Origin of the sequence: Streptomyces sp. NPDC088097 (assembly GCF_044741845.1) — a bacterium.
Lineage (GTDB): Bacteria > Actinomycetota > Actinomycetes > Streptomycetales > Streptomycetaceae > Streptomyces.
Window position 1 is genome coordinate 757704 of record NZ_JBIUTJ010000001.1, and the last position, 23023, is coordinate 780726.

The 23023-nt window shown below is 74.1% G+C and carries 17 protein-coding genes; 8 read left to right on the forward strand and 9 right to left on the reverse strand.

Annotated features, from left to right (window positions below):
* Nucleotides 1-242: 242 nt before the first annotated feature.
* Nucleotides 243-824 (forward strand): hypothetical protein, encoded by a 582-nt coding sequence (locus ACIOD1_RS03355; protein ID WP_365622865.1) that lies wholly within the window; start codon nt 243-245, stop codon nt 822-824.
* Between the two features lie 134 nt (nt 825-958).
* Here the strand turns inward: ACIOD1_RS03355 and ACIOD1_RS03360 are convergent, their stop codons facing one another.
* Entirely contained in the window at nt 959-2575 is a 1617-nt protein-coding gene (locus ACIOD1_RS03360) for a DUF6350 family protein (protein ID WP_401899865.1), read from the reverse strand.
* Between the two features lie 119 nt (nt 2576-2694).
* Here ACIOD1_RS03360 and ACIOD1_RS03365 point away from each other — a divergent pair, with 119 nt between their 5' ends.
* Nucleotides 2695-4362, forward strand: a complete 1668-nt coding sequence (locus tag ACIOD1_RS03365) for a helix-turn-helix domain-containing protein (RefSeq protein WP_401899866.1) — start codon at nt 2695-2697, stop codon at nt 4360-4362.
* Nucleotides 4363-4521: 159 nt separating this feature from the next.
* Here the strand turns inward: ACIOD1_RS03365 and sucD are convergent, their stop codons facing one another.
* The 5 genes from sucD to ACIOD1_RS03390 form a co-directional block, all read right to left on the reverse strand.
* The gene (sucD, locus tag ACIOD1_RS03370) at nt 4522-5412 is read right to left on the reverse strand and encodes a succinate--CoA ligase subunit alpha (RefSeq protein ID WP_365622871.1); all 891 of its coding nucleotides are present in this window, start codon (nt 5410-5412) and stop codon (nt 4522-4524) included.
* Between the two features lie 21 nt (nt 5413-5433).
* Nucleotides 5434-6612 carry an ADP-forming succinate--CoA ligase subunit beta gene (gene sucC, locus ACIOD1_RS03375; protein WP_365622873.1) on the reverse strand — a complete coding sequence of 393 codons (1179 nt, stop codon included), beginning with the start codon at nt 6610-6612 and terminating at the stop codon, nt 5434-5436.
* 265 nt (nt 6613-6877) lie between these two features.
* A complete protein-coding gene (locus tag ACIOD1_RS03380) occupies nt 6878-8086 on the reverse strand; it encodes a VWA domain-containing protein (RefSeq protein WP_401899869.1) in 1209 nt (402 codons plus the stop codon).
* Nucleotides 8087-8129: 43 nt separating this feature from the next.
* Nucleotides 8130-10499, reverse strand: a complete 2370-nt coding sequence (locus ACIOD1_RS03385) for a DUF5682 family protein (protein WP_365622875.1) — start codon at nt 10497-10499, stop codon at nt 8130-8132.
* Nucleotides 10496-11596 carry an AAA family ATPase gene (locus tag ACIOD1_RS03390; RefSeq protein ID WP_365622877.1) on the reverse strand — a complete coding sequence of 367 codons (1101 nt, stop codon included), beginning with the start codon at nt 11594-11596 and terminating at the stop codon, nt 10496-10498. Before ACIOD1_RS03390 ends, ACIOD1_RS03385 begins: the two co-directional genes overlap by 4 nt.
* 284 nt (nt 11597-11880) lie before the next feature.
* Between ACIOD1_RS03390 and ACIOD1_RS03395 the strand changes: the two genes are divergently transcribed.
* Entirely contained in the window at nt 11881-12849 is a 969-nt protein-coding gene (locus ACIOD1_RS03395) for a hypothetical protein (protein WP_401899872.1), read from the forward strand.
* 274 nt (nt 12850-13123) lie between these two features.
* Nucleotides 13124-14722 carry a DUF5691 domain-containing protein gene (locus ACIOD1_RS03400; protein ID WP_401899874.1) on the forward strand — a complete coding sequence of 533 codons (1599 nt, stop codon included), beginning with the start codon at nt 13124-13126 and terminating at the stop codon, nt 14720-14722.
* A gap of 84 nt (nt 14723-14806) precedes the next feature.
* Here ACIOD1_RS03400 and ACIOD1_RS03405 read toward each other — a convergent pair whose 3' ends face one another.
* A complete protein-coding gene (locus ACIOD1_RS03405; RefSeq protein ID WP_365622883.1) occupies nt 14807-15211 on the reverse strand; it encodes a cobalamin B12-binding domain-containing protein in 405 nt (134 codons plus the stop codon).
* Nucleotides 15212-15421: 210 nt separating this feature from the next.
* Between ACIOD1_RS03405 and ACIOD1_RS03410 the strand changes: the two genes are divergently transcribed.
* Together ACIOD1_RS03410 and ACIOD1_RS03415 are read left to right on the forward strand one after the other, a co-directional pair.
* Nucleotides 15422-16417, forward strand: a complete 996-nt coding sequence (locus ACIOD1_RS03410) for an esterase/lipase family protein (protein WP_401899877.1) — start codon at nt 15422-15424, stop codon at nt 16415-16417.
* Nucleotides 16418-16690: 273 nt separating this feature from the next.
* Entirely contained in the window at nt 16691-18217 is a 1527-nt protein-coding gene (locus tag ACIOD1_RS03415; RefSeq protein ID WP_365622886.1) for a M23 family metallopeptidase, read from the forward strand.
* A gap of 116 nt (nt 18218-18333) precedes the next feature.
* Here ACIOD1_RS03415 and pcrA read toward each other — a convergent pair whose 3' ends face one another.
* A complete protein-coding gene (gene pcrA, locus ACIOD1_RS03420) occupies nt 18334-20856 on the reverse strand; it encodes a DNA helicase PcrA (protein ID WP_365622888.1) in 2523 nt (840 codons plus the stop codon).
* Nucleotides 20857-21155: 299 nt separating this feature from the next.
* Between pcrA and ACIOD1_RS03425 the strand changes: the two genes are divergently transcribed.
* A complete protein-coding gene (locus ACIOD1_RS03425; RefSeq protein ID WP_365622890.1) occupies nt 21156-22052 on the forward strand; it encodes a hypothetical protein in 897 nt (298 codons plus the stop codon).
* A 106-nt stretch (nt 22053-22158) separates the two neighbouring features.
* On the opposite strand, the gene ACIOD1_RS03430 is transcribed toward ACIOD1_RS03425, so the two are convergent.
* On the reverse strand, nt 22159-22479 hold the full coding sequence (locus ACIOD1_RS03430) for a helix-turn-helix domain-containing protein (protein ID WP_365622892.1): 321 nt from the start codon (nt 22477-22479) through the stop codon (nt 22159-22161).
* A 111-nt stretch (nt 22480-22590) separates the two neighbouring features.
* Here ACIOD1_RS03430 and ACIOD1_RS03435 point away from each other — a divergent pair, with 111 nt between their 5' ends.
* On the forward strand, nt 22591-22947 hold the full coding sequence (locus ACIOD1_RS03435; protein WP_365622894.1) for a hypothetical protein: 357 nt from the start codon (nt 22591-22593) through the stop codon (nt 22945-22947).
* The last annotated feature ends 76 nt before the right edge of the window (nt 22948-23023 follow it).

Below are 23023 nucleotides of genomic sequence, written 5' to 3' on the forward strand. Positions count from 1 at the left end.
CTTACGGGAATGCCGTCGTTCGTCTTGTGTGGTCATACGAAACTTCGGGGTACCGATATACGGGGAACCATACGAAGCCACCGACCGCACGCAACGATACCGGCACACCGGACCGCCCCCGAGGGACGGGGGGACGGGCGGGCGGTAGCGTCTGGCGTACAAGCCGCGAACGACGCGGTACGCGCCGCCGCCACACGACCGGCGCGCGCCGTGCCCACGACACAGGGGAAGTAACGCACCCGATGCCGGACCGCCGTCAGCCCGACCCCTCGACCGACGACAACCCCTTCGCGGCGCCGCCGGAGGGTCGGCCCGACCAACCCTGGGAACCGCGCCAACCGCAGGGTGGCGACGACCGGGGCGGCCGGGGCGAGGGCCCCGCCCCGGAGGCGGGAGGCCCCGACCTCAAGGACCCGGTCCAGCGGCGTGCGCGGTACGCGATGCTCGCGGGCATGTGGGGGTTCTTCTTCGGGATCTTCGGGATCCCCTCCGCCGGCCTGCTGCTGGGCGCGCTGGCGATGTACTGGGGCATCAGCGCCCTGCGCGGTCGCGCGGCCCCGACGAAGGACGCCGTGTCCACGCCGACGCCCGCGCCCGCGCCGGTGTCCGCGACGGCGCTGCGCTCGCAGCGCGCGGCGGCGGTGAGCGGCCTGGTCACGGCCACCCTGGCGATCCTCCTGGCGGCCACCTCGTACGGGCTGCAGCTGGCGTACAAGGACTTCTACGTCTGCCGCGACGACGCCCTGACCCGCACGGCGGAACTCCAGTGCAACGACCTCCTGCCGGACAACGTCCTGGGCAACGTCCTCAAGGTCCAACGCTGACCCCGACACCACCCCACAGGCCCACACAACAGCGACCTGCCCCCCCCGGCCCAGCCCCGCCCTATCCAGCCCCGCCGGCGCTTGAGGCGCGGGGCCTGGGGCGGAGCCCCGGAAACCGGGCGCAGCCCCGGCCGCTAGCCCGGCGGAGGCCGGCGGGCCAGAACGCGGGACCCGGCCACAGGGGGCAGCAGAGGAGCCTGCGGTACGGAGGCCGGCGCGGGCGCGACCACCGACTCCGGGGTCGGCTCCGGGGTCGGCTCCGGCGGAGCCACCGAGGCGACCGGAGCCGCAGCCACCGCCGGGACCATCGGCAGCGCGGCCACCAGCGGCACGGCCGCCTCGGCCACCGGCGGAGCCACGGGCGCGACCGCCGCCGCAGTCACAGGCGGGGCGGCCGGCGAGGCCATCGGCGGGGCCAGTTTGCGCAACGCCGCCCAGCGGAGTTCGCGGACGCCCGAGTCGTGCCAGGCATCCACCGCACGACCGGCGCCCCGCGCCGGCCGCATCCGCCAGGCCTGCACGCCCACCGCCAACGGCACCGCGAGCGCCGCCGTCCAGGCGACCGCCGCCGCCCCCACCTCCCACCACACCGGCCCGAAGCTCGCCAGCGCCCGCGACCCCAGCGGGCCCGCCGAAGCCGCCGCCAGGCAGGCCATCGCCAGCCCGCACACCACCGCGCCCAGCGCCGCCGTCAGCGCGGTCTCCCCGTACGAGACCTCCCGCGCCCGCCGTACCGCGAACCAGCCCACCACCAGCCCCGCGACCACCGGTACCGCGGCCGCCGCCCAGGTGAGCGGGGTCCCCGGCCCCTGCGACGGCAGCGCCGCCAGCAGCGGGAACCCCGGCAGGGCCGCCGCCCCCTCGAAGCCCAGCGGGGTCGCGGTGGCCCCGGTGCCCAACGCGAACCCGGGCCCCAGCCCGTACGCCGCGCCCCACACCATCGCGTTCGGGATCAGCGTCAGCGCGAGCAGCAGGACGGCGAACCTCCCCGACCACACCCCGGTCAGCGTCAGGAACGAGGCCTGCACCTCCGCCGCGTGCCACGCCAGCGACGCCCCGACCAGCAGGATCCCGCCGCCCAGCAGGACCAGGACCCCGGCCGCCCCCGCCCGCAGCGCCAGCGCGTAACGGGGGCGCCCGACGGCCTTGCGCACGCCCTGCGGCATCCAGTCCGGCAGCGGCCCCGGAGGCCGCCCCTTGGCCACCCACACCCCGCCCGCCGCGGCGAGCACCGCCACCAGGGGGACGTGCAAGGCCGCGCTCAGCGGGTCGGCCGGCAGCGGACCACCGGCCGCGTACACCGTGGCCAGCGCCCCGACCGCGAGGTATCCGCAGGTCACGGCGGAGAACACGACGCTCGCCGGGAGCACCTCGTCGCCGTCGCGGCCGTCCCCGGACGCGCTGCCCAGCCGGGCCGCCCGTCGCATCAACAGGGCCGGCAGCGCCACCAGCATCAGCGGGGTCAGGCCGACGGGGGCCGGCACCCCGGAGAGGGTCTCGTAGCGGACGAGTTCCGTCCCGTGGGCCATCAGCCACAGGCCGGCGGCCAGGTGCAGCGCGCCGCCCGGGCCGCTGTCCGGGTAGGGGGAACTGATCCACAGCACGATCACGAGCACGGCCAGGAAGCCGAGCCCCAGTCCGGCGGCCATGGCGCCGCCCAGCACACAGGCGGCGGCGGCCGGCGAACGGCGGCGCACACCGGGTCGCGGGGCCGTGGACAACGGGGTCCCGCGTTCGGTCACTTGGGTCACCCCGCCATGGTGCCAACGACACGCGCTATGGGCGGGTAACAGGCGAATGACCGTGGTGTCGCTCAATATACGTTTATGTACTTTATCGCCCAAGGCTGCCGGGTCGCGGGGAGCGTGGAATGACTCAAGACGTCGAGACGACGACCTCCGACGCGGATCTGGGCCTCCCCTCCCCCAAGGAGCGCCGCAGGCTGCGCGAAGCGGGCCGGCTGACGCACGAGGAGGTGGCCTCGGCGATGGGGGTCACCGCGACCACCGTCCGCTCCTGGGAGACGGGTCGCACGGAGCCGCGCGGCCGCAAGCGCGAGGCGTACGCCGGTCTCCTGGCCCGGCTCACGGACCCGGACGCCTCCCCCCGGGCCGACCAGTCCCCCGACCGGGAACGGAGCCAGGAGCCGACACCGGACCCGACACCGGACCCGAAACCGGAGCAGGACCAGGGGACGGAGCCGGCCGCGGCAGCGGAGCCGGCCGCGGCGAAGACGGCGGAGCACCGCGCCCCGACCGCCGCGCACGACCCCCCGAGACCCGAGCCGTCCGGGGAGACGGCGACGACGCCGCGCGCCCCCGGCGGCACCCGGAACCACGCCGCGGCCCCGCCGACCCGGACCGGCGGACCGGGCACCCGACCCAAGGCGGCGGTCAAACGCGCCGCCAAACCACCCGTCAGCATGGTGCGCCACGAGGCCAAGAGCCCCGTCCGGACGGGCGCCCCCGCCCCCGCCCCCCTCGACCCGCCCCCCGGCGCATCGACCACCACCCCCATCCCGCCCACCCCGACCACCCAGGCACCCGAGCCGGGGACCGAACCCGCGCCGCCCGCCGCCCAGTCCCCCGCCACGGCACCCGACACGACACCCGGGCTCACCACGGGGGCCGCGCCCGAGCCCACGACCGCGCCCGACACCTCGCCCGACACCGCAGCCGCGACCGCGACCGAGACCGCGCCCGAACCCGACCCCGCACGCCCCCCGCTCGGGCCCGCGGAAGCCTTCGACGCCCTCCACGCCTACGCGGCGCCCGCCCTGCTGCGCCAGGCGTACCTGCTCACCGGCCGCCGCGCGCTGGCGCAGGAGTCCGTGGAGCGGGCGTTCCAACAGGCCTGGGGGCAGTGGCCCGAGGTGGCCGCCGACCCGGATCCGGTCGGCTGGGTGCGCGCGGCCGCGTACGAGTACGCCCTCTCCCCCTGGCACCGGTTCCGCCGCGCCCACCGGCGCCCCGACAAGCCCCCGGTCGAGGCCGCCGACCGGATCCTGTTGGACGCGGTGCTCGCCCTGCCGCCCGTGCACCGCCGCACGGTGCTCCTCTACGACGGGGTCGGGCTGGACCTGCCCGACACCGCCGCCGAGACCGAGGCCAGCACCCCGACCGCCGGGAACCGGCTGCTCAACGCGCACGCCGACCTCGCCGACCGGATCCCCGAACTGGCCGCCGTGGAGCCCGACAAGGTGTCGGCCGTGCTGCGCGAACGACTCGGCTCGCTACGGCCCTCCGTAACCCTGGAAACCCGCCCGGCGCCCCGGGTCCGCGCCCTCGGGGAGTACCGGGCCGGGCGGTGGACCAAGGGCGCGCTCGGTCTGACCGTGGTCATCGCGGTGGCCACCGGCTACACCCTGGCCACCGCCCCGGTCCGGTACGAGCCCCCTCGCGCGCCGGGCACCAGCGTCTCCGGGGTCCCCCCGCACAGCGGCCCCCAGCAACTCACCGACCGGAGCCGGGCGCTCCAGGACAAGCTGCGCTCCGATCCGGCCTCCGGACCGGCCCGGCTCGCGCCCCGACTGGACTGACCGGGACCGGAACCGGGACCGGGCACGCGCGAACGAGCGCGGGCACGCGAAAAGGGCGTGGCCCGCACCCCCCGAGGGGTGCGGGCCACGCCCTTGCGTTCCGTCCGCGCGTCCGTGCGCCCGTGTCCACGGGCGTGCGTGCGGCGGGCGGACCGGCGACTACTTGGCGGCGTTGAGGATCTCGCGCGCCAGGTTGGCCGTCTCGGTCGGCGTCTTGCCGACCTTCACGCCCGCGGCCTCAAGGGCCTCCTTCTTGGCCTGTGCGGTGCCAGAAGAACCGGAGACGATGGCGCCGGCGTGGCCCATGGTCTTGCCCTCGGGGGCGGTGAAGCCCGCGACGTAACCGACGACCGGCTTGGTGACGTTCTTCGCGATGAAGTCCGCCGCGCGCTCTTCGGCGTCGCCGCCGATCTCACCGATCATGACGATCAGGTCGGTGTCGGGGTCCGCCTCGAACGCCTCCAGGGCGTCGATGTGCGTGGTGCCGATGACCGGGTCGCCACCGATGCCGACGGCGGAGGAGAAGCCGAGGTCACGCAGTTCGTACATCATCTGGTAGGTCAGCGTGCCCGACTTGGACACGAGACCGATGCGGCCGGGCTTGGTGATGTCGCCCGGGATGATGCCGGCGTTGGACTGGCCGGGGGTGATCAGACCCGGGCAGTTCGGGCCGATGATCCGCGTCTTGTTGCCCTTGGCGATCGCGTGGGCCCAGAAGGCGGCGGAGTCGTGCACCGCGATGCCCTCGGTGATGACGACGGCGAGGGGGATCTCGGCGTCGATGGCCTCGACGACGGCGGACTTGGCGAACGCCGGCGGGACGAAGAGGACGGAGACGTTCGCGCCCGTCTCCTTCATCGCCTCGGCGACCGAGCCGAAGACCGGGACCTCGGTGCCGTCGAAGTCGACGGTGGTGCCGGCCTTGCGCGGGTTCACGCCGCCGACGATGTTGGTGCCGTCAGCCAGCATCAACTTGGTGTGCTTCATGCCCGTGGCACCGGTCATGCCCTGGACGATGACCTTGCTGTCCTTGTTGAGGAAGATAGCCATGTGAGTCTGTGACCTCTGCCCTTACTTCGCAGCCGCGAGCTCGGCGGCCTTGTCGGCCGCGCCGTCCATGGTGTCCACGCGCTGTACCAGCGGGTGGTTGGCGTCCGAGAGGATCTTGCGACCCAGCTCGGCGTTGTTGCCGTCGAGACGGACGACGAGCGGCTTGGTGACCGCCTCGCCCTTCTCCTCCAGCAGGGCCAGCGCCTGGACGATGCCGTTGGCGACCTCGTCACAGGCGGTGATGCCACCGAAGACGTTGACGAACACGGACTTGACGTCCGGGTCGCCGAGGATGATCTCAAGGCCGTTGGCCATGACGGCGGCGGAGGCGCCACCGCCGATGTCGAGGAAGTTGGCGGGCTTGACGCCGCCGTGGTTCTCACCGGCGTAGGCGACGACGTCGAGGGTGCTCATGACGAGACCCGCGCCGTTGCCGATGATGCCGACCTCACCGTCGAGCTTGACGTAGTTGAGGTTCTTCGCCTTGGCGGCGGCCTCAAGCGGGTTCGCGGCCGCGTGGTCCACGAACTCCTCGTGGCCCGGCTGGCGGAACTCGGCGTTCTCGTCGAGCGAGACCTTGCCGTCGAGGGCGATGATGTCGCCGTTGGCGACCTTCGCGAGGGGGTTGACCTCGACGAGGAGCGCGTCCTCGGCGATGAAGGTCGCCCACAGGGTCACGAGGACCTCGGCGACCTTCTCGGCGACCTCGGTCGGGAACTTCGCCAGGGCGACGATCTCGCGGGCCTTCTCGATGGTCACGCCCTCGTTGGCGTTGACCGGGACCTTCGCGAGGGCCTCGGGGGTCTTCTCCGCGACCTCCTCGATGTCCATGCCGCCCTGCACCGAGGCCATGGCCAGGAAGGTGCGGTTGGTGCGGTCGAGGAGGTACGAGACGTAGTACTCCTCCAGGATCTCCGGAGCGGTCTCGGCGATCATCACCTTGTGGACCGTGTGGCCCTTGATGTCCATCCCGAGGATGTCCGTCGCACGGGCGACGGCCTCGTCCGGGGTGGCGGCCAGCTTGACGCCGCCGGCCTTGCCGCGGCCACCGACCTTCACCTGGGCCTTGATGACCGACTTGCCGCCCAGCTTCTCGGTGGCCTCGCGAGCCGCCTCAGGCGTGTCGATGACTTCACCGGCCAGCACCGGTACACCGTGCTTGGCGAAGAGGTCCCTCGCCTGGTACTCGAACAGGTCCACGCGCGTCCGTCCCTAGTCTTCGAAGATTCGCAGTGATTCTTGGTTCTGCTATCTGCGTGGGCGTGCCGCGGAGGGCAACGTGACGGCGCTGTCACTGGGTAGGCGCACACGGTGACCGTGGACGCGGCATGTCCGTCCCGCAGGTTATCCCCGTGGGACGTAGGTCCCTAAATCGCAGATCACACCTGAGCGGTGATACCTGTCACAGATCGCCTCACGGTTGAACTGCGACTTCGTGCGATCCACCGATATGCGCGGGCGCCGCTCACCCCTCCACGGGCAGCGGGAGGGGCCGCTTCTCCAGGGCCGCCGCCATCACCTCGGGGAAGAGGTCGGGGGTACAGGCGAAGGCGGGGGCGCCGAGCGAGGCCAGGGCGGCCGCGTGCTCGTGGTCGTAGGCGGGCGCCCCTTCGTCGGACAGGGCCAGGAGGGCGACGAACTCCACTCCCGCCTCCTTCATCGCGGCCACCCGCCGGAGCATCTCGCCGCGTATGCCGCCCTCGTAGAGGTCGCTGATCAGGACCACGACGGTGTCGGCGGGCCGGGTGATCTTGGACTGGCAGTGGGCGAGGGCGCGGTTGATGTCGGTACCACCGCCCAGCCGGGTCCCGAAGAGGACGTCCACCGGGTCGTCGAGCAGGTCGGTGAGGTCGACCACGGCCGTGTCGAAGACGACGAGGTGGGTGGAGAGGGAACGCACGGAGGCGAGGACCGCGCCGAAGACGGCGGCATGGACGACGGAGGCCGCCATCGAGCCCGACTGGTCGACGCAGAGGATCACCTCTTTGCGCAGCGAACGGGCGGAGCGGCCGTGGCCGACGAACCGCTCGGGCACCACCGTGCGCCGCTCCGGGACGTAGTTCTTCAGGTTGGCCCGGATCGTGGCGTTCCAGTCGATGTCCCGGTGGCGGGGACGGGCGGTGCGCGCCGAACGGTCCAGGGCGCCCGTGAGCGTGGACCGGGTGCGCACCGCGAGGCGCCGCTCCAGTTGCCCCACCACCGTGCGGACGACGGCGCGGGCGGTGGTCCGCGTGGTCTCGGGCATGGCCTTGTTCAGGGACAGCAGGGTGGCGACCAGGTGGACGTCCGGTTCGACGGCCTCCAGCAGTTCCGGTTCCAGCAGCAGCGCGGACAGGCCGAGCCGCTCGATGGCATCCCGCTGCACGACCCGCACCACCGGGGTGGGGAAGTACGTACGGATGTCCCCGAGCCAGCGCGCCACCCTCGGCGCGGAGCCCCCGAGTCCGGCGGAGCGCTCCCCGCGGGGCCGGTCGCCTCCCGCGCCGTCGTACAGCGCCGCGAGGGCGGAGTCCATCGCCGCGTCCCGGCCGTCGAGCGCGCGGCCGGTCCCCTCGGCTTCTCCCCCGCCGAGCACCATCCGCCAGCGCCTCAGGCGCCGTTCGGCCTCGGTGTCCGTCGTGGCGTTCGTCGTGGCGTCCGTCGCCGCCTTCACCGTGGCGCCCTTCGTGGTCATCTTCCGTTCCTCCCGCACGCGTTGTCCCTCCTGCGGTTCCGGGTCATCGGGGCGGCTCCCCGAGGAGCAGCAGGGCCGTCGGGACCATCGCGTCGGCCCGTTCCGGGTCCAGGTCCGGGGCGAAGCCCGGGCGGGCCGCGGCGGCCTCCGCGGGCGCCGCGCGGCCGGGGCCGCGCCGCGCGAGCTCGCCCAGGGTCCGCCGCACTCCCGACTGGTACGCGCCGAACGTGCGCCGCAGCAGCGGCAGTACGTCGATGAAGGCGTCCTCCGGGACCGACACCAGCCAGGTGTCGATCAGGCCCCTCAGCCGGTCGTCGTGGACCAGCAGCGTGCCGCCGCCCGAGCCGCCGCCGGCGAACCCCTCGATCCAGCCCGCCGCCTCGGCCGGGGCCACCGCCGGCGACAGGGCGAGCCCCATCAGGCGGGCCGCCTCCCCGGCCGGGAGCCCGCCCCCGTCCAGCAGCAGCCGGGCGGCCCGGCCGCGTATCAGTCCGGGCACGCCGTCCCGGCGGGCCAGCCCCCGCAGCACCGCCGACCAGCGCCCGCGCAGCCCGCCCGTCCCCTCGCCCAGAGCGGTCCGGTCGGGCCGGTCTGGCCGGTCACGTCGGTCACGTCGGTCGGCGGTCTCGTCCGCGTCCGCGTCGTCGGGGCGCTCGGGGTCCGTGAGCAGCCCGATCGCCCCGTGCACCTCGTCCAGGTGACCCCGCAGGGCGGCGGCCGCGTCCGCGGCCGGCCGGGCGGCGCAGGCCGGTGGCAGGGCCACACAGATCCGCTCGGCCAGCCCCGCGGCGACCGCGCCGAGCGCCACCGCGTCGGTGCCCCGCACGTCCCCGTAGCGCAGTGAACGGGCCAGCGCGGGCAGGGCTTCGGCGAGCCGGCCCACATCGGTGTCCAGGGCGGCCCGGTCGGCCAGGGCCTTGAGGACGGCGGGCAGCGCCTCGGAGAGCCCGGCCGCCAGGCACCGCTCGGCGAGCGCGGTGACCGCGCCCAGTTCACGGGCGGTCGCCGCCCCGGCCTCGACCCGGGCAGTGGCCGCGCCGAGGACGGTGGTGCCCCAGACGCCCGCCTCGGCGATCCGTACGGACAGCTCGGGCTCCCAGCACAGCCGCCAGGTCTCCCGGAAGGTGCCGGTGCCGGCCCGGGAGGCGGTGGGGGCGCCCCAGTCGATCCCGAGCAGGCGCAGCCGGTGCAGCAGCAGGGACTTGGCCTGGTCGGTGTCCTTGCGCAGGTCCAGCTCCAGCTCGCGGGGTCGGGGCTCGACCTTGAGCCGCAACGAGCGAGCGGTCCGGGTGAGGTCCCGCTGGAGGGGGACGGCGGGCGCCGCGTCCGGTATCCGGCCGAGTACGTCGCCCACGACGAGCCGGTCCTCGACCAGCGCGAGGGGGGCGTCCGAGCCGTCGCACATCACGGCCCGGACCGCTTCCAGGGTCTCGCCGAGGCCGGGCAGGGGACGCCCGCGCAGCGCGGCCAGGGTCCGGGCGAGCCGGACCGCCTCGATGACGTGGGCCGGGGACACCGGGAGGTCCTCGGCCCGCAGCAGGCCGGCCACCTCGGTGAGCCAGCGCTCGACGGGCCGGTCGGGGGCGGCGAAGAGGTGTGCGTACCAGCCGGGCGAGGTGACGCCGGCCCCGTACCCGCCCGCGCGGGCGAGGCGGCGGTGGGTCCACGGCACCCAGGTGGTCTCCACTTTGACGCGGGGCAGCCCGGCGAGCAGCGCCCGGTCGGCGGCGACCGTGGCCCCGGACCTCAGGGCGGGTACGTGCCAGGCGCCGCACACGACGGCGAGGTCGGCGCCGAACTCCTTGCGGGCGGCCCGGACCTTCTGCCGCATGTACGCCTCGCGGACCGCGTCCCGGGAGGCGCCGCGCCCGCCGTCCCCGTACGCCTCGCGCAGGGCCTCCATGGCCTCCGCGACGGCCCCGAACGCGGCGAGGGGGTCCTCCCCGCCCGCGCCCCGGTGCTCGACCACGTCCTCCCACCAGCGCTCCGGGTCCTCGTACCCGGCGGTCTCGGCCAGGACCGCGATCGGGTCGACGGGCACCGGGTCGGGCTTCCGCGCCTCCAGCGGCCCGTCCCGGGCCGCCAGCGAGTGGGCGGCGGGCAGGTCGATGAAGCGGACCGGGACGTCCCGGGCCTGCGCCCACCGCAGGGCGACCCATTCCGGGGAGAAGTCGGCCATCGGCCAGAACGCCGCCCGGGCGGGGTCGTCGGCGACGTGGGCCAGGAGCGCCACGGGCGGGCGCATCCCGGGGTCGGCGGCGAGCGGCAGCAGCGCGTCCCCCTCGGGCGGTCCCTCGATCAGCACGGCCCGGGGCCGGGCCGCTTCCAGGGCGGCCCGCACCGCCCGCGCGGAGCCCGGCCCGTGGTGGCGCACCCCCAGCAGCAGCGGCTCCGCGACGGCCGCGGGGCTCATGCCGTCACCTCCCGGCAGGCCCGGTAGAAGTCCTTCCAGCCGTCCCGCTCGCGGACGACCGTCTCCAGGTACTCCTTCCAGACCACCCCGTCGGCGGCCGGGTCGCGGACGACGGCGCCGAGGATCCCGGCGGCGACGTCGCGGGGGCGCAGGACTCCGTCCCCGAAGTGCGCGGCCAGCGAGAGTCCGCCGGTGACCACCGATATCGCTTCGGCGGTGGACAGCGTTCCGCTGGGGGACTTCACCTTGGTGCGGCCGTCGCCGGTGATCCCGTCGCGCAGTTCCCGGAAGACGGTGACGACCCGGCGGATCTCCTCCAGTCCCTCGGGGGCGGCCGGCAGGTCGAGGGAGCGGCCGAGTTGGTCGACGCGGCGGGCCACGATGTCGACCTCGTCCTCGGCGGTGGCGGGCAGCGGCAGGACGACGGTGTTGAAGCGGCGGCGCAGGGCGCTGGACAGCTCGTTGACCCCGCGGTCGCGGTCGTTGGCGGTGGCGATGAGGTTGAAGCCCCGCACGGCCTGCACCTCCTGGCCGAGCTCCGGTATCGGCAGGGTCTTCTCGGACAGGACGGTGATCAGGGTGTCCTGCACGTCGGCCGGGATGCGGGTGAGTTCCTCGATCCGGGCCGTGGTCCCCTCGGCCATGGCCCGCATGACGGGACTGGGTACGAGGGCCTGTCGGCTCGGTCCCTCGGCGAGGAGGCGGGCGTAGTTCCAGCCGTAGCGGATCGCCTCCTCGGGGGTGCCGGCCGTGCCCTGGACGAGGAGGGTGGAGTCCGCGCTGACGGCGGCGGCGAGGTGCTCGGAGACCCAGGTCTTGGCGGTGCCGGGGACTCCGAGGAGGAGCAGGGCGCGGTCGGTGGCGAGCGTGGCGACGGCGACTTCGACGAGCCGGCGCGGGCCGACGTACTTGGGCGTGATGACGGTGCCGTCGTCCAGGGTGGCGCCGAGCAGGTAGGTGGCCACGGCCCACGGGGAGAGCTTCCAGCGGGTCGGGCGGGGCCGGTCGTCGGCCGCCGCCAGGGCTTTCAGTTCGTGCGCGAAGGCGTCCTCGGCGTGCGGTCGCAGCGCCTCGGTACCCGTGCCGTTTCCGGGCATGGTGATGGTCCCCCTCCAGTGCTCGCCGGCCGTTCCCGACGGCTGGATCCAGCGTGCACCATCGCACTGACAACGCCCTTTGTTCGAACCATTGTTGCAGGTCAGGGCAATTGTCAGTGGCGGTCTCTACGGTGGTTCACATGACGCAAGAGGGGGTCCGCCGCCCGGCGGAGCAGACGAGGGGTCAGGCGTGCGACGAGAGGTCGCGGGAGGTGGTTTCGAAGCAGGCGCGGGCGGGTCCGCGGACACAAAGCGGAGGTTCCGCTTCCGTAACGGGAGGGGCGGTGCGGACGGACGGGGCGGGGGCGCGGTCCGAGCGGCGGGCGGCGCGCGTCGGGGCGGGGGTCGCGGAGTTGGAGCGTCGGCTCACGGACCTGGTGCGCGGAGGTCTCGCGGGCCAGGAACAGGCGGGGTACGCACCCTGGGAGGAGGTCGCGGCCCGCATGGTCGACGCCCAGGCGCCCGGGCTCGCGGCCAGGGTGCGGGAGTTGGGGGCAATACCCGGTTGCGACCCGGGTCGGCCCGCCCGGATGCTTGAGGAGTTCGCGCTCCTGCACCTGCTGAACAGGGCCTGGTCAGGGGTGTCCGGGCTGCCGGAGCCGTTGGCCGCGACCGTCCGGAGCCGGATGGGGCTGCCGGTCCCGACGGAGGGGGAGGGCGTCAGGGACCGCTGGCTCGTACTGGCCCAGTACGACTCGGTGTCCCCGGACGGCCGGCTCGTCACCCGACGGACCTGGCTGCGCGGTCTGGACACCGAACGCCCGGCGCTGGTGCTGGAGTTCGGTCCGCCCGGGCGGCCACCGGACCTGGCGCTGCCCGTCGGACTGGCGCTGGAGGCGGAAGCCCGCTTCCGGCCCGGCTCGGCGGGGTTGCGGGCGGACCTCGTGGACTGCTCTCCGGCGGCGCCCGTGCGCGTCCCGACTCCGGTCGGGGTGGGCACGGCCGCGGCGCTGGAGGCGTACGGGGCCGGGCTGCGGGAGGATCCGTGGCTCGACTCCTGGCCGGTGGTGCTGGGTCCGGTGGTCCCCGTACCGGGCGGAGGAGGGGACGGGGCCTGGCAACTGGCGGACGTGGAGGGGACGTCCGCACTGCCGGTCACGCTCACCGGGGGCCGCTCCCGTTCCGGACTCTGGCAGTTGGCCGCCCTGTCGGGCGGCGGGCCCGTCACGGTCTTCGGCGAGTGCGGGCACCGAGGTTTCACCCCGCTCACGGTCTGGCATCCGCATGCCGCGGAACCGGTCCCGCTGGGGTGAAGAAGGGCGCGGGGAACCGCGCAGGGGGACGGCGGCGCGGGGGCGCCGCCGAAAAACAACGAAGCCGGGGGGCTCTTGTGGACGACAACCACGCCAGCTGAAGCATGCCCCGGTCCCGCGGAGGGGGCGGGACCGGGGTGCGGAACACGACGAGGGGAGGGGTCCGGTGCACGCAGTCGAAGGGGGCCGAGGCCGGGTGGGCGAAGACCCGGCACGACAGACACCGCCACGGGGAACGACAAGGCCGGCGGGGGAAGAGGACTGGGAGGAGTTGGTGACGGCCTCGCTGCTCGGAACCGGGCGGCGGGGCGGGTCCCCGCAGGCCCTGCTCGACGCGGCGGCCGTGCAGACCCTGCGCCGCCGGGCCGGCCTGAGACCCGCCGAGGCGGGGCCCCGGCCGGTTCCGGCGCCCCCGGATCCCCGCCCGGAGCCCCCGCCGGCCGCCGGACGGCGGCTCGCGCAGCTCCTGGCGGGCCGGACCGGCGCGGGCGGCACGGGTGGGCGGCGGGGGGCCGCCCCGGACCTGACGGAACTGCTGCCGCAGTGGCTCGCCACCGCCGGGCGGCGCGGCTACCGGGCGCCCTCGGAACTGCTCCCGGCCCTGCTCGACGCCGCCCGGGCCCGGACCGACCTGCGCCCGCCGGCCCTGGCCCTGGCCGGGCCCCGGGGACGGTGGCTGGCCCGGCTGAATCCGGACTGGCGGTTCGCGCTGCGCGGCGCGGCGGGCGGTTCGGGGGAACCGCCCGACCCCGCCGACGGGGAAGCGGTGGAACGGCTCTGGGAGGAGGGGCTCTTCGCGGAACGGGTCGCGCTGCTGGGCTCCGTACGGGCCCACGAGCCGGCCGCCGCGACCCGGCTGCTGGCCACGACCTGGGGCGCCGAGCGCGCCGAGGACCGCCTGATGTTCCTCGACTCGCTGAGGTCGGGGCTGTCGGACGCGGACGAGCCCTTCCTGGAAGCGGCTCTGGGCGACCGCAGCCGCAACGTCCGGGCGACCGCCGCCGAACTGCTGTCCGCACTGCCGGACTCGGCCCTGGCCGGGCGGATGGCGGCGCGGGCGCTGGCCTGCGTCGGCCCGCGGGGGGTGACGCCGCCGGCGGAGTGCGACGCGGGAATGCTCCGCGACGGGGTGGTCGAACGTCCGCCCGCGGGGCGGGGGGAGCGGGCCTGGTGGCTCGGTCAACTGGTGGAGGCGGCCCCGCTGTCCTGTTGGCGGGACCGCTTCGGGGGCCTCGACCCGGCGGAGATCCTGGCCCTGCCGGTGGCTCCGGGCTGGGCGGAGGAGCTGCATGCCGCCTGGTGCCGGGCGGCGGTGCGCCAGCGCGACGCGCGGTGGTCCGAGGCCCTCCTCGGCGAGCCGTCCGCCCCGCCGGCGGAGGGTCCGGGCACGGCGTCCCTGGCGGAGCGGGCGAGACTGCTGGAGACCCTGCCCGAGGAGGAACGGGCCGCGTGGGTGGCGGGGTTCATACGGGCCCACGGGCTCTCGGAGGCCTTCCAGCTGCTCGGCGTCTGCCCGGTCCCCTGGGCGGGACCGCTGGGCCGGGCGGTGGTGGACGCGCTGGAGTCGGCCCGCGACGCGGGCGGCTACCCGTGGAGCTTCAGCGGGGTGATGGGCCTGGCGGAACGCTGCCTCGACCCGGCGGAGGCGGCCCGGCTGGAGGCACTGACCACCACCGTCGAGGACCCCGGTGAACCGGCCGGGACCGGGGGCGCGGCCTCGTACTGGGCGGAGGCCTTCGCGCGGCTGGTCGCCACCCTGCGCCTGCGCGCGACGATGCTCGCCGAACTGACCCCACCCGCGACGCCCATCCCAAACGCGACGCCCGGCCCGAACCCGATACCGGTCACGGGCCCGGCGGGCCGCCGGACATGACGGCCACGCCCGGCACGGCGAACCTGGCGGGCACGAGGGTCAGCGCGCGCGCTCCGGGCGTCGCGGGCGACGGTCGCCCGGCGGTCAGGCCTGCCTGACGTGCGCGTTGACCCAGTCCACGATGGCCGTGGTCGTGGCGCCCGGGGTGAAGATCTCGGCCACGCCCTTGGCCTTGAGGGGGGCGATGTCGTCCTCCGGGATGATCCCGCCGCCGAAGACCTTGATGTCCTCCGCGTCGCGCTCCTTGAGGAGTTCGAGGACGCGCGCGAAGAGCGTGTTGTGCGCGCCCGAGAGGATCGAGAGGCCGATGGCGTCCGCGTCCTCCTGGATCGCGGTGTCCACGATCTGCTCGGGGGTCTGGTGGAGGCCGGTGTAGATGACCTCCATGCCCGCGTCCCGCAGCGCCCGCGCGATCACCTTGGCCCCGCGGTCGTGGCCGTCGAGACCCGGCTTGGCCACCACCACACGGATCGGACCGGTCACACCCATCGCACTGCCTCCCGAGTGAACGAACGTTAAGTACAGCATCGCGCACCGCACCGTTTCGCGGTCAACCAGGAGGGGGAAATCACACGTGGGAAGCCGCTGATTCACCACCGCCAGTCGCCCCGCCACCGCGCCGCCAGCCGCACGGCACGGTGGCGGGGCCGTGTCGGCGCCACGGCCCCGCGCACCCAAGAGGTCCAGGGGAGGCCGTTCATGGGGTTGACGATCGCGCCACCGCCCGTCCCGCGCACGGGGGCCGCCCTGCGGGCCGCCGTCCTGGAGGCCCTGGTCCTCGCCGGACACCTGCTCCTCTACCCGACCGGCATCGGCCCGGAACGCCTCGCGGAGCCGGACCCCGTCCGCGGCGCGGCCGGCCCCGACCGAGCGGCCGGCGCGGCCGGCCCCGACGGCAGCGCCGGCGCCGACACCACCGCCACCGCCACCGCGGACACGACCGGCGGGCACGCGTACCCGCCGGTCCTGCTCCTGCACGGGTTCACCGACAACCGGTCGGTCTTCGTCCTGCTGCGGCGGGCCCTCGGCGCCGGCGGCCGGCGGCGCGTGGAGACGTACAACTACTCCCCCTTCACCCGGGACCTGCGCGTCACCGCCCGCCACCTCGCCCGCCGCGTGGAGGAGCTGTGCGAGCGCAGCGGCCAGGACCGGGTGGACCTCGTCGGGCACAGCCTCGGCGGTCTGGTGGCCCGGTACTACGTGCAGCGGCTCGGGGGTGACGCCCGCGTACGGACGCTGGTCACGCTGGGCACCCCGCACGGGGGCACCCGCGTCGCGCCCTTCATGGACGCGCACCCGCTGGTCCGCCAGATGCGACCCGGCTCCCCGGTGATGGCCGAACTCGCGGCGCCCGTGCCCGGCTGCCGGACCCGCTGCGTGGCCTTCTGGAGCGAGTTCGACGCGCTGATGGAGCCGACGGGGACGGCCAGGATCGCGCACCCGGACCTGAACCCGACGAACGTCCAGGTCACCGGCATCGGCCACCTCGCCCTGCCGGTCCACCCCGCCGTCGTCACGGCCGTCCGCCGCGTCCTGGACGGCCCCCTGCGCGCCGTGGACTCCGCGCCCGCCGCCACGCCCTCAGACGCGTCCGCCACCACGCCCGTCACCGGCCCCACCTCCGCGCCGACCCTCCCGGCCGGGGACGGAAGCCGCGGTACCGCACGAACCGGACTCCACGGCCGGGCCGTCTGACGGCTCCCCCGTCCACCATTCGGGCCACTTGTTCGAACTTCTTTCGAACTCAAGGCCAAGGCTGAGTGTGGCGAGGACCGAAAGGCGGTCGAATGCCCGGTTCCCGCGAGGTCGAGGCCCGCTGAAGATTGTCCAGTCGAGTAACCGCCGGGTACAGTCACGCCACTGCTCTCCTCCGGTGAACATCGAGTTCCCCGGCCACCCAGGCCCCCCACTGCCGAGGCGAAAGAGAAGTTGGTGAACGACCGCCCAACGTCGGGCCAGTATCCCGAAATGGGATACGACGGCCTTTCCACCACCACTTTCGCTGGTGACCAGGCATACGTTTCCTATGAAACGCAGGGTCAGGGTTACCAGTACGCCACGGACTACGCACCTCAGAGCGCCTACGACCAAGCCCCGTACGGCACTTACGCGTACGGCGCCGACACGGGTTCGTACGACACCACCGCGTGGACCGGGCAGCAGCCCCACCTCGCCGCCGTGCCCGCCCAGACCGGCTCCGGGGACACCTCGGGCCAAGGGGACACCGGCGCCTGGGGCGTTCCCGTCGACACCGACTTCCAGTCCTCCGGCTTCTCCTACGACCCGGCGGCCGCCGCGCCCACCGGGCAGTGGAACTTCGCCGGGTACGGACAGGACACCGGCACCTACGACGCCAGTGCCTGGAACGGCGGCGGCGAGAGCTCCGGCTACGCCTACGAGGCCACGACCGTGGTCCCCGCGTACTCCGAGCCCGTCGAGGCCACCGCGTCCTCCGACACGACCGCCTCCTCCTACGACGCCTCTTACGACGCGTCCGCCTACGAACCGACCGCGACCTTCGCGTCGTTCGAGGCCATGGAGACGTCCGTGATCTCCGCCGTCGACCCGTACGCCGACGCGTACGCCGACGACGAGACCTCCGTCTTCGAGCCGCTCGCCGAAGGCGGGACGCCCGAGGGCCAGGTCCACGACCTGCCCACGCAGGCCATGGCCGCCACGCCCGCCGGCCCTTCCGCCCCGCGCTCCGCGCGACGGTCCTCCGGCAAGCCCGCCGGCAACGCCAACTCCGGCAGCCGGCGCCGCACTCCGGCCAAGCGGTCCGCCCTGCTGACGGTGGCCGTCCCCTCCGCCTGCGTGATGGGGGTCGCGGGAGTCGCCGCCGCCTCCGTCGGCGGACTGACCGGCACCGACCAGCCCACCGAGCAGACGACCACGGTGGCCTCCGCCGCCGACCCTGCCTCGATCAAGCCGGTCGCCGCGAACAACAAGCTCGACACCCAGCTGGCCGCGCTCAGCGCGGACGCGGACAACTTCGCGGACCGGGCGAGCCGTACGCAGGAACGCATCGACCTCCGCCAGCGCCAGGACGAAGAGAAGAAGAAGAAGGCCGAGGAGGCCGCGGCCAAGGAAGCGGCCCGCCCCAAGTTCGCGATCCCCGTCGCGCAGCACGGCCTGAGCGCCGGCTTCGGCCAGGCCGGCGGCATGTGGATGTCCGTGCACACCGGCATCGACTTCCCGGTCTCCTACGGCACCCCCGTCATGGCCGCCACGGACGGCACCGTCCGCACCCAGTGGAACAGCGCCTACGGCAACATGGCCCTGGTGACCTCGCCCGACGGCACCGAGACCTGGTACTGCCACCTGAGCAGCACCAAGATCCGGTCCGGGAAGGTCAAGGCCGGCGAGGTCATCGCCTACTCCGGCAACTCCGGCAACTCCACCGGCCCGCACCTCCACTTCGAGGTACGGCCCGGCGCGGGCGCGGCGATCGACCCCGCGGCCTGGCTGCGCAACCACGGCCTCGACCCGACCTAAGGGCTGTCCCGGAACCCCACAGACCACGCGCATCACACGCACCACGTGACGGAAGGGTCGGGCGGCCGAGCTGCCCGGCCCTTCCGCCGTCCTCCGCGGGTTCCCGCCGTCCCGCTCTACAGCTTCTGGACCGGTGCGTAACGCAGCAGCAGCCGCTTCGGCTTCTCGTCCCCGAAGTCGACGGTGGCCTGCGCGTCCGCACCGGCGCCCCGGACCTCCATGACGGTGCCCAGCCCGAACTGGTCGTGCGTGACCCGGTCCCCGACGACCAGCGCCACGACCGGCTTGTCGCCGGCCCTGCGGGTGGCGAAGCCGGACGGGCCGGACTTGGCGCGCGAGGAGGACAGGAACGACTCGGGCGAGGTGCCGAACGAGCTCTTCGCGCCGCCCGATCCACCGGATCCGTACGAGGACCCGCGCATCGGACCGGCCGGCTTCTGCGCGGCCCCCGTGCGCTTCCACTGGAGGTACTCGGCGGGGATCTCCTCCAGGAACCGCGAGGGCGGGTTGTACGAGGGGGTGCCCCAGGCACTGCGCATGCCGGACCGGGTCAGGTACAGCCGCTCGCGGGCCCGGGTGATGCCCACGTAGGCCAGCCGGCGCTCCTCCTCCAGCTCCTTGGTCTGGCCCAGGGCGCGCATGTGCGGGAAGACCCCGTCCTCCATGCCCGTCAGGAAGACCACCGGGAACTCCAGGCCCTTGGCGGTGTGCAGGGTCATCAGCGTGATGACCCCGGATCCGTCCTCGTCCTCGTCGGGGATCTGGTCGGAGTCGGCGACGAGCGCGACCCGCTCCAGGAACTCGGCGAGGGTGCCGGGGGCGGGGGCGGCCTCCCCCTCTTCGACGGCCTCGGCGGCGGCGGTCTCCCGGGCCTGCTCGAACTCCAGGGCCACGGCGGCCAGTTCCTGGAGGTTCTCGATCCTGGTCTCGTCCTGCGGGTCGGTGGAGGCCTGGAGCTCGGCGAGGTAACCCGTCCGCTCCAGGATCGCCTCCAGCACCACGGCCGGGCCGGCGCCCGAGTCGACGATGGTGCGCAGCTCCTCCATCAGCACGTTGAAGCGCTTGACGGCGTTGGTGGAGCGGGCGGCCATGCCGAAGGCCTCGTCGACGCGGCGCAGGGCCTGCGGGAAGGTGATCTTCTCGCGCATCGCGAGCGCGTCGATCATCGCCTCCGCTCGTTCGCCGATGCCGCGCTTGGGCACGTTGAGGATCCGGCGGAGGGGGACGTTGTCCTCGGGGTTGGCGAGGACGCGCAGGTACGCGAGGACGTCGCGGACCTCCTTGCGCTCGTAGAAGCGGACGCCGCCGACGACCTTGTAGGGCAGTCCGACGCGGATGAAGATCTCTTCGAACACGCGGGACTGGGCGTTGGTCCGGTAGAAGATCGCGACGTCGCCCGCCTTGGCGTCACCGGCGTCGGTGAGGCGGTCGATCTCGTCGGCGATGAACTGGGCCTCGTCGTGCTCGGTGTCCGCGACGTAGCCGGTGATGACGGAGCCGGATCCGGCCTGCGTCCACAGGTTCTTGGCGCGCCGGTTCTCGTTGCGCTCGATGACCGCGTTGGCGGCGGACAGGATCGTCTGCGTGGAGCGGTAGTTCTGCTCCAGCAGGATCGTCTTCGCGTCGGCGTAGTCCTCCTCGAACTGGAGGATGTTGCGGATCGTCGCGCCGCGGAACGCGTAGATCGACTGGTCGGCGTCACCCACCACGCACAGCTCGGCGGGCGGCAGGTCCGGGTAGCCGGTGCCGACCAGCTCGCGCACGAGCGTGTACTGGGCGTGGTTGGTGTCCTGGTACTCGTCGACCAGGACGTGCCGGAAGCGGCGCCGGTAGTGCTCGGCCACCTCGGGGAAGGCCTGGAGGAGGTGGACGGTGGTCATGATGATGTCGTCGAAGTCGAGCGCGTTGGCCTCGCGCAGCCGCCCCTGGTACATCGCGTACGCCTGGGCGAGCGTCTTCTCGAACCCGTCGGCCGCCTGACCGGCGAAGGCGTCCTCGTCGATCAGCTCGTTCTTGAGGTTGGAGATCTTGGCGTTGAAGGCCTTCGGCGGGAACTTCTTCGGGTCCAGGTCCAGGTCCCGGCAGACGAGCGCCATCAGGCGCTTCGAGTCGGCCGCGTCGTAGATCGAGAACGAGGAGGTGAAGCCGAGGCGCTTGGACTCGCGGCGCAGGATGCGGACGCAGGCGCTGTGGAAGGTCGAGACCCACATGGCGTTGGCGCGCGGGCCGACCAGGTTCTCGACGCGCTCCTTCATCTCGCCGGCGGCCTTGTTGGTGAAGGTGATCGCCAGGATCTGGCCGGGGTGGACGTGCCGCGCGGACAGCAGGTGTCCGATGCGGTGGGTCAGCACCCGGGTCTTGCCGGAGCCGGCGCCGGCCACGATGAGCAGCGGGGATCCCGCGTGGACCACCGCGGCGGCCTGCTCCTCGTTCAGCCCGTCGAGGAGCGTCGCCGGGTCGATGACGGGCCTGGGGGCGCCGTCCCGGTAGTACGCGTCCCCGTGCGCGGGCGCGTCGAAGCGGCCCCCGAAGAGGTCGTCGGCGCCCGATTCCGGGGCGGCGTGTTCCTCGGGCGGCGGCGGGACCTCGTCGGAGGGGGTGAGGTCCGTCAGGAAACTGTCGTCAAAGAGGCTGCTCATCGCCTTCCGAGTCTAGGGGGCGGGACCGACAGCCGGTCCCGCCCCCGGAAAATCGGGCCCCGGAAGCCCGAGGGGGACCGAAATCGGGAGCCCGGGGCCGGAGCGCGGCCCGAAGGACCGGCGCCGGCCGGCGCCCGCCGCGCCACCGTCCCGTGGCCGCCACCCGGGTGCACCGGCTACTCCCCCGGCGGCGTGGCGGGTGCGCCGTCCGGGCGGGGAGGCGGCCCGACCCGTTACTTCCGAGCGGGTCCGGGGGCACCACTGCCAGGTCCCCGTCACACCCGCGAAGGAGTCCCCCCGTGAACGCACGCCGCCCCTCCGCCCGCGCCCGCCTGCTCACCCGCGCCCTGCTGCCGGCGCTCGGCGCGGCAGCTCTCGTCGGCTCGGCCGTCGTGCCCGCTTCGGCCGCGCCCACCCCCGTGGCCTGCGGCGAGGCGGCCCTCAGCACCGCGATCACCGCGGCCAACGTCTCGGGCGGCACCCTGGCGCTGGCTCCGGGCTGTACGTACACGCTCACCGCGCCGCTGCCGACGATCACCTCGACGGTGGTCGTCCAGGGCAGGGTCGCCACGATCACCCGCTCCAACGCGGCGCCCGAGTTCGGGATCCTGCGCGTCGCCCCGGGCGGCAGCCTGGACCTGCGCGACGCGATCATCACCAACGGCGCCGCCACCGCCCCCGGGGACTTCGGCGGGGGCATCCACAACGAGGGCGATCTGATGGTCGTCCGCACGATCATCAAGGACAACCGGGCCCAGTACTCGGGCGGCATCGGCGGCAGCACCGGGACCACGACGACGGTCGCGCACAGCTTCATCAACAAGAACAGCGCGCTCCACAACGGCGGCGGACTCGCCAACGACGGCACGATGACCCTCGACCACACCGTGCTCAGCGACAACACGGCCGCCGAGCGGGGCGGCGGGGTCGCCAACGACGCCAAGTTGACGATCACCCGGAGCGTGCTGAACGGCAACTCCGCGGGCACCGTCGGCGGCGGCGTGGCCAACTTCGGCTCGGCCTCCGCGTCGACCACCCTCAACCACGCCATCGTGACCGGCAACAAGGCCGTCACCGCCGCCGGCGGGGTCTACAACGAAACCGGCACCGTCAGCACGACCGCGAGCATCATCGCGCTCAACACCCCGAACAACTGCGTCACCAGCGCCCCCGCCGTCCCCCAGTGCCTCAACTGACGGACGGAGCCCAAGGCGTGACCCAGGGAGTGCCTGGTGGGCCAGGGTCGACCCCGGCCCTGATCCACCGGACACCCCGGCCCGGGCCGTCTCTTTCGGATACGGCCTAGCCCTCCGCGAGGGTGGCCAGCACGAGGTCCAGCAGGCCGGGGAAGCGGGCGTCGAGGTCCTCGCGGCGCAGCGCGAGGAGGTGTTTGCGGCCCCGGGGGCTCTGGAGGACCACGCCGCTCTCGCGCAGGGTCCTGATGTGGTGGGTGACGCTGGAGCGGGGCAGGTCCGGGACCACGTCCCCGCAGCAGGACTCCGCGGTGGCGGCGAGCCTGCGGACGATCTCCAGCCGGGCCGGGTGGCCCAGTGCCGCGAGGACGGAGGCCAGCTCGATCCGGTCGACGGCGGGGTGGGACGGCTCGGCGGCGGGGGCGGGCATGGGCACACCCTACGCAGGTGTCCCGCTCCCGGAGGACCCCGTGCGCACCCCTCCCCCGGCGGCCCCGCCCCGGCCTCAGGGGGACGCGGGGCCACCCGTACGCTCGTCGGCATGACTGTCCTGACCAACGTCTTCGTCGGCCTCCACATCATCGGGATCGCCTCCCTCCTCGGCGGGTTCCTGACGCAGATGAAGGCGATGGGCGCCGGCGCCGCCCGCTTCGTGCCCGCGATGTTGCACGGCGCGCTGACCATGCTCGTCACCGGCGTGCTGCTGGTCGGCTTCCGCGAGATGGGCGACGGCGACCCGCTGAACCACGTCAAGATCGGCGTGAAGCTGGCGATCCTCTTCGTGATCCTGGCGCTCGTCTACGTCAAGCGCGACGAGGAGCACGTGGAGAAGGGTCTCTTCGCGGCCGTCGGCGGCCTGACGGTCGCCAACATCTTCATCGCCGTCCTCTGGCACTGATCGCCCTCCGGCGCCGGCCGTCCTCCGGCTCCGATCGTCCTCCCGGCGCTGATCATCCGCCTGGCACCGATCGCCC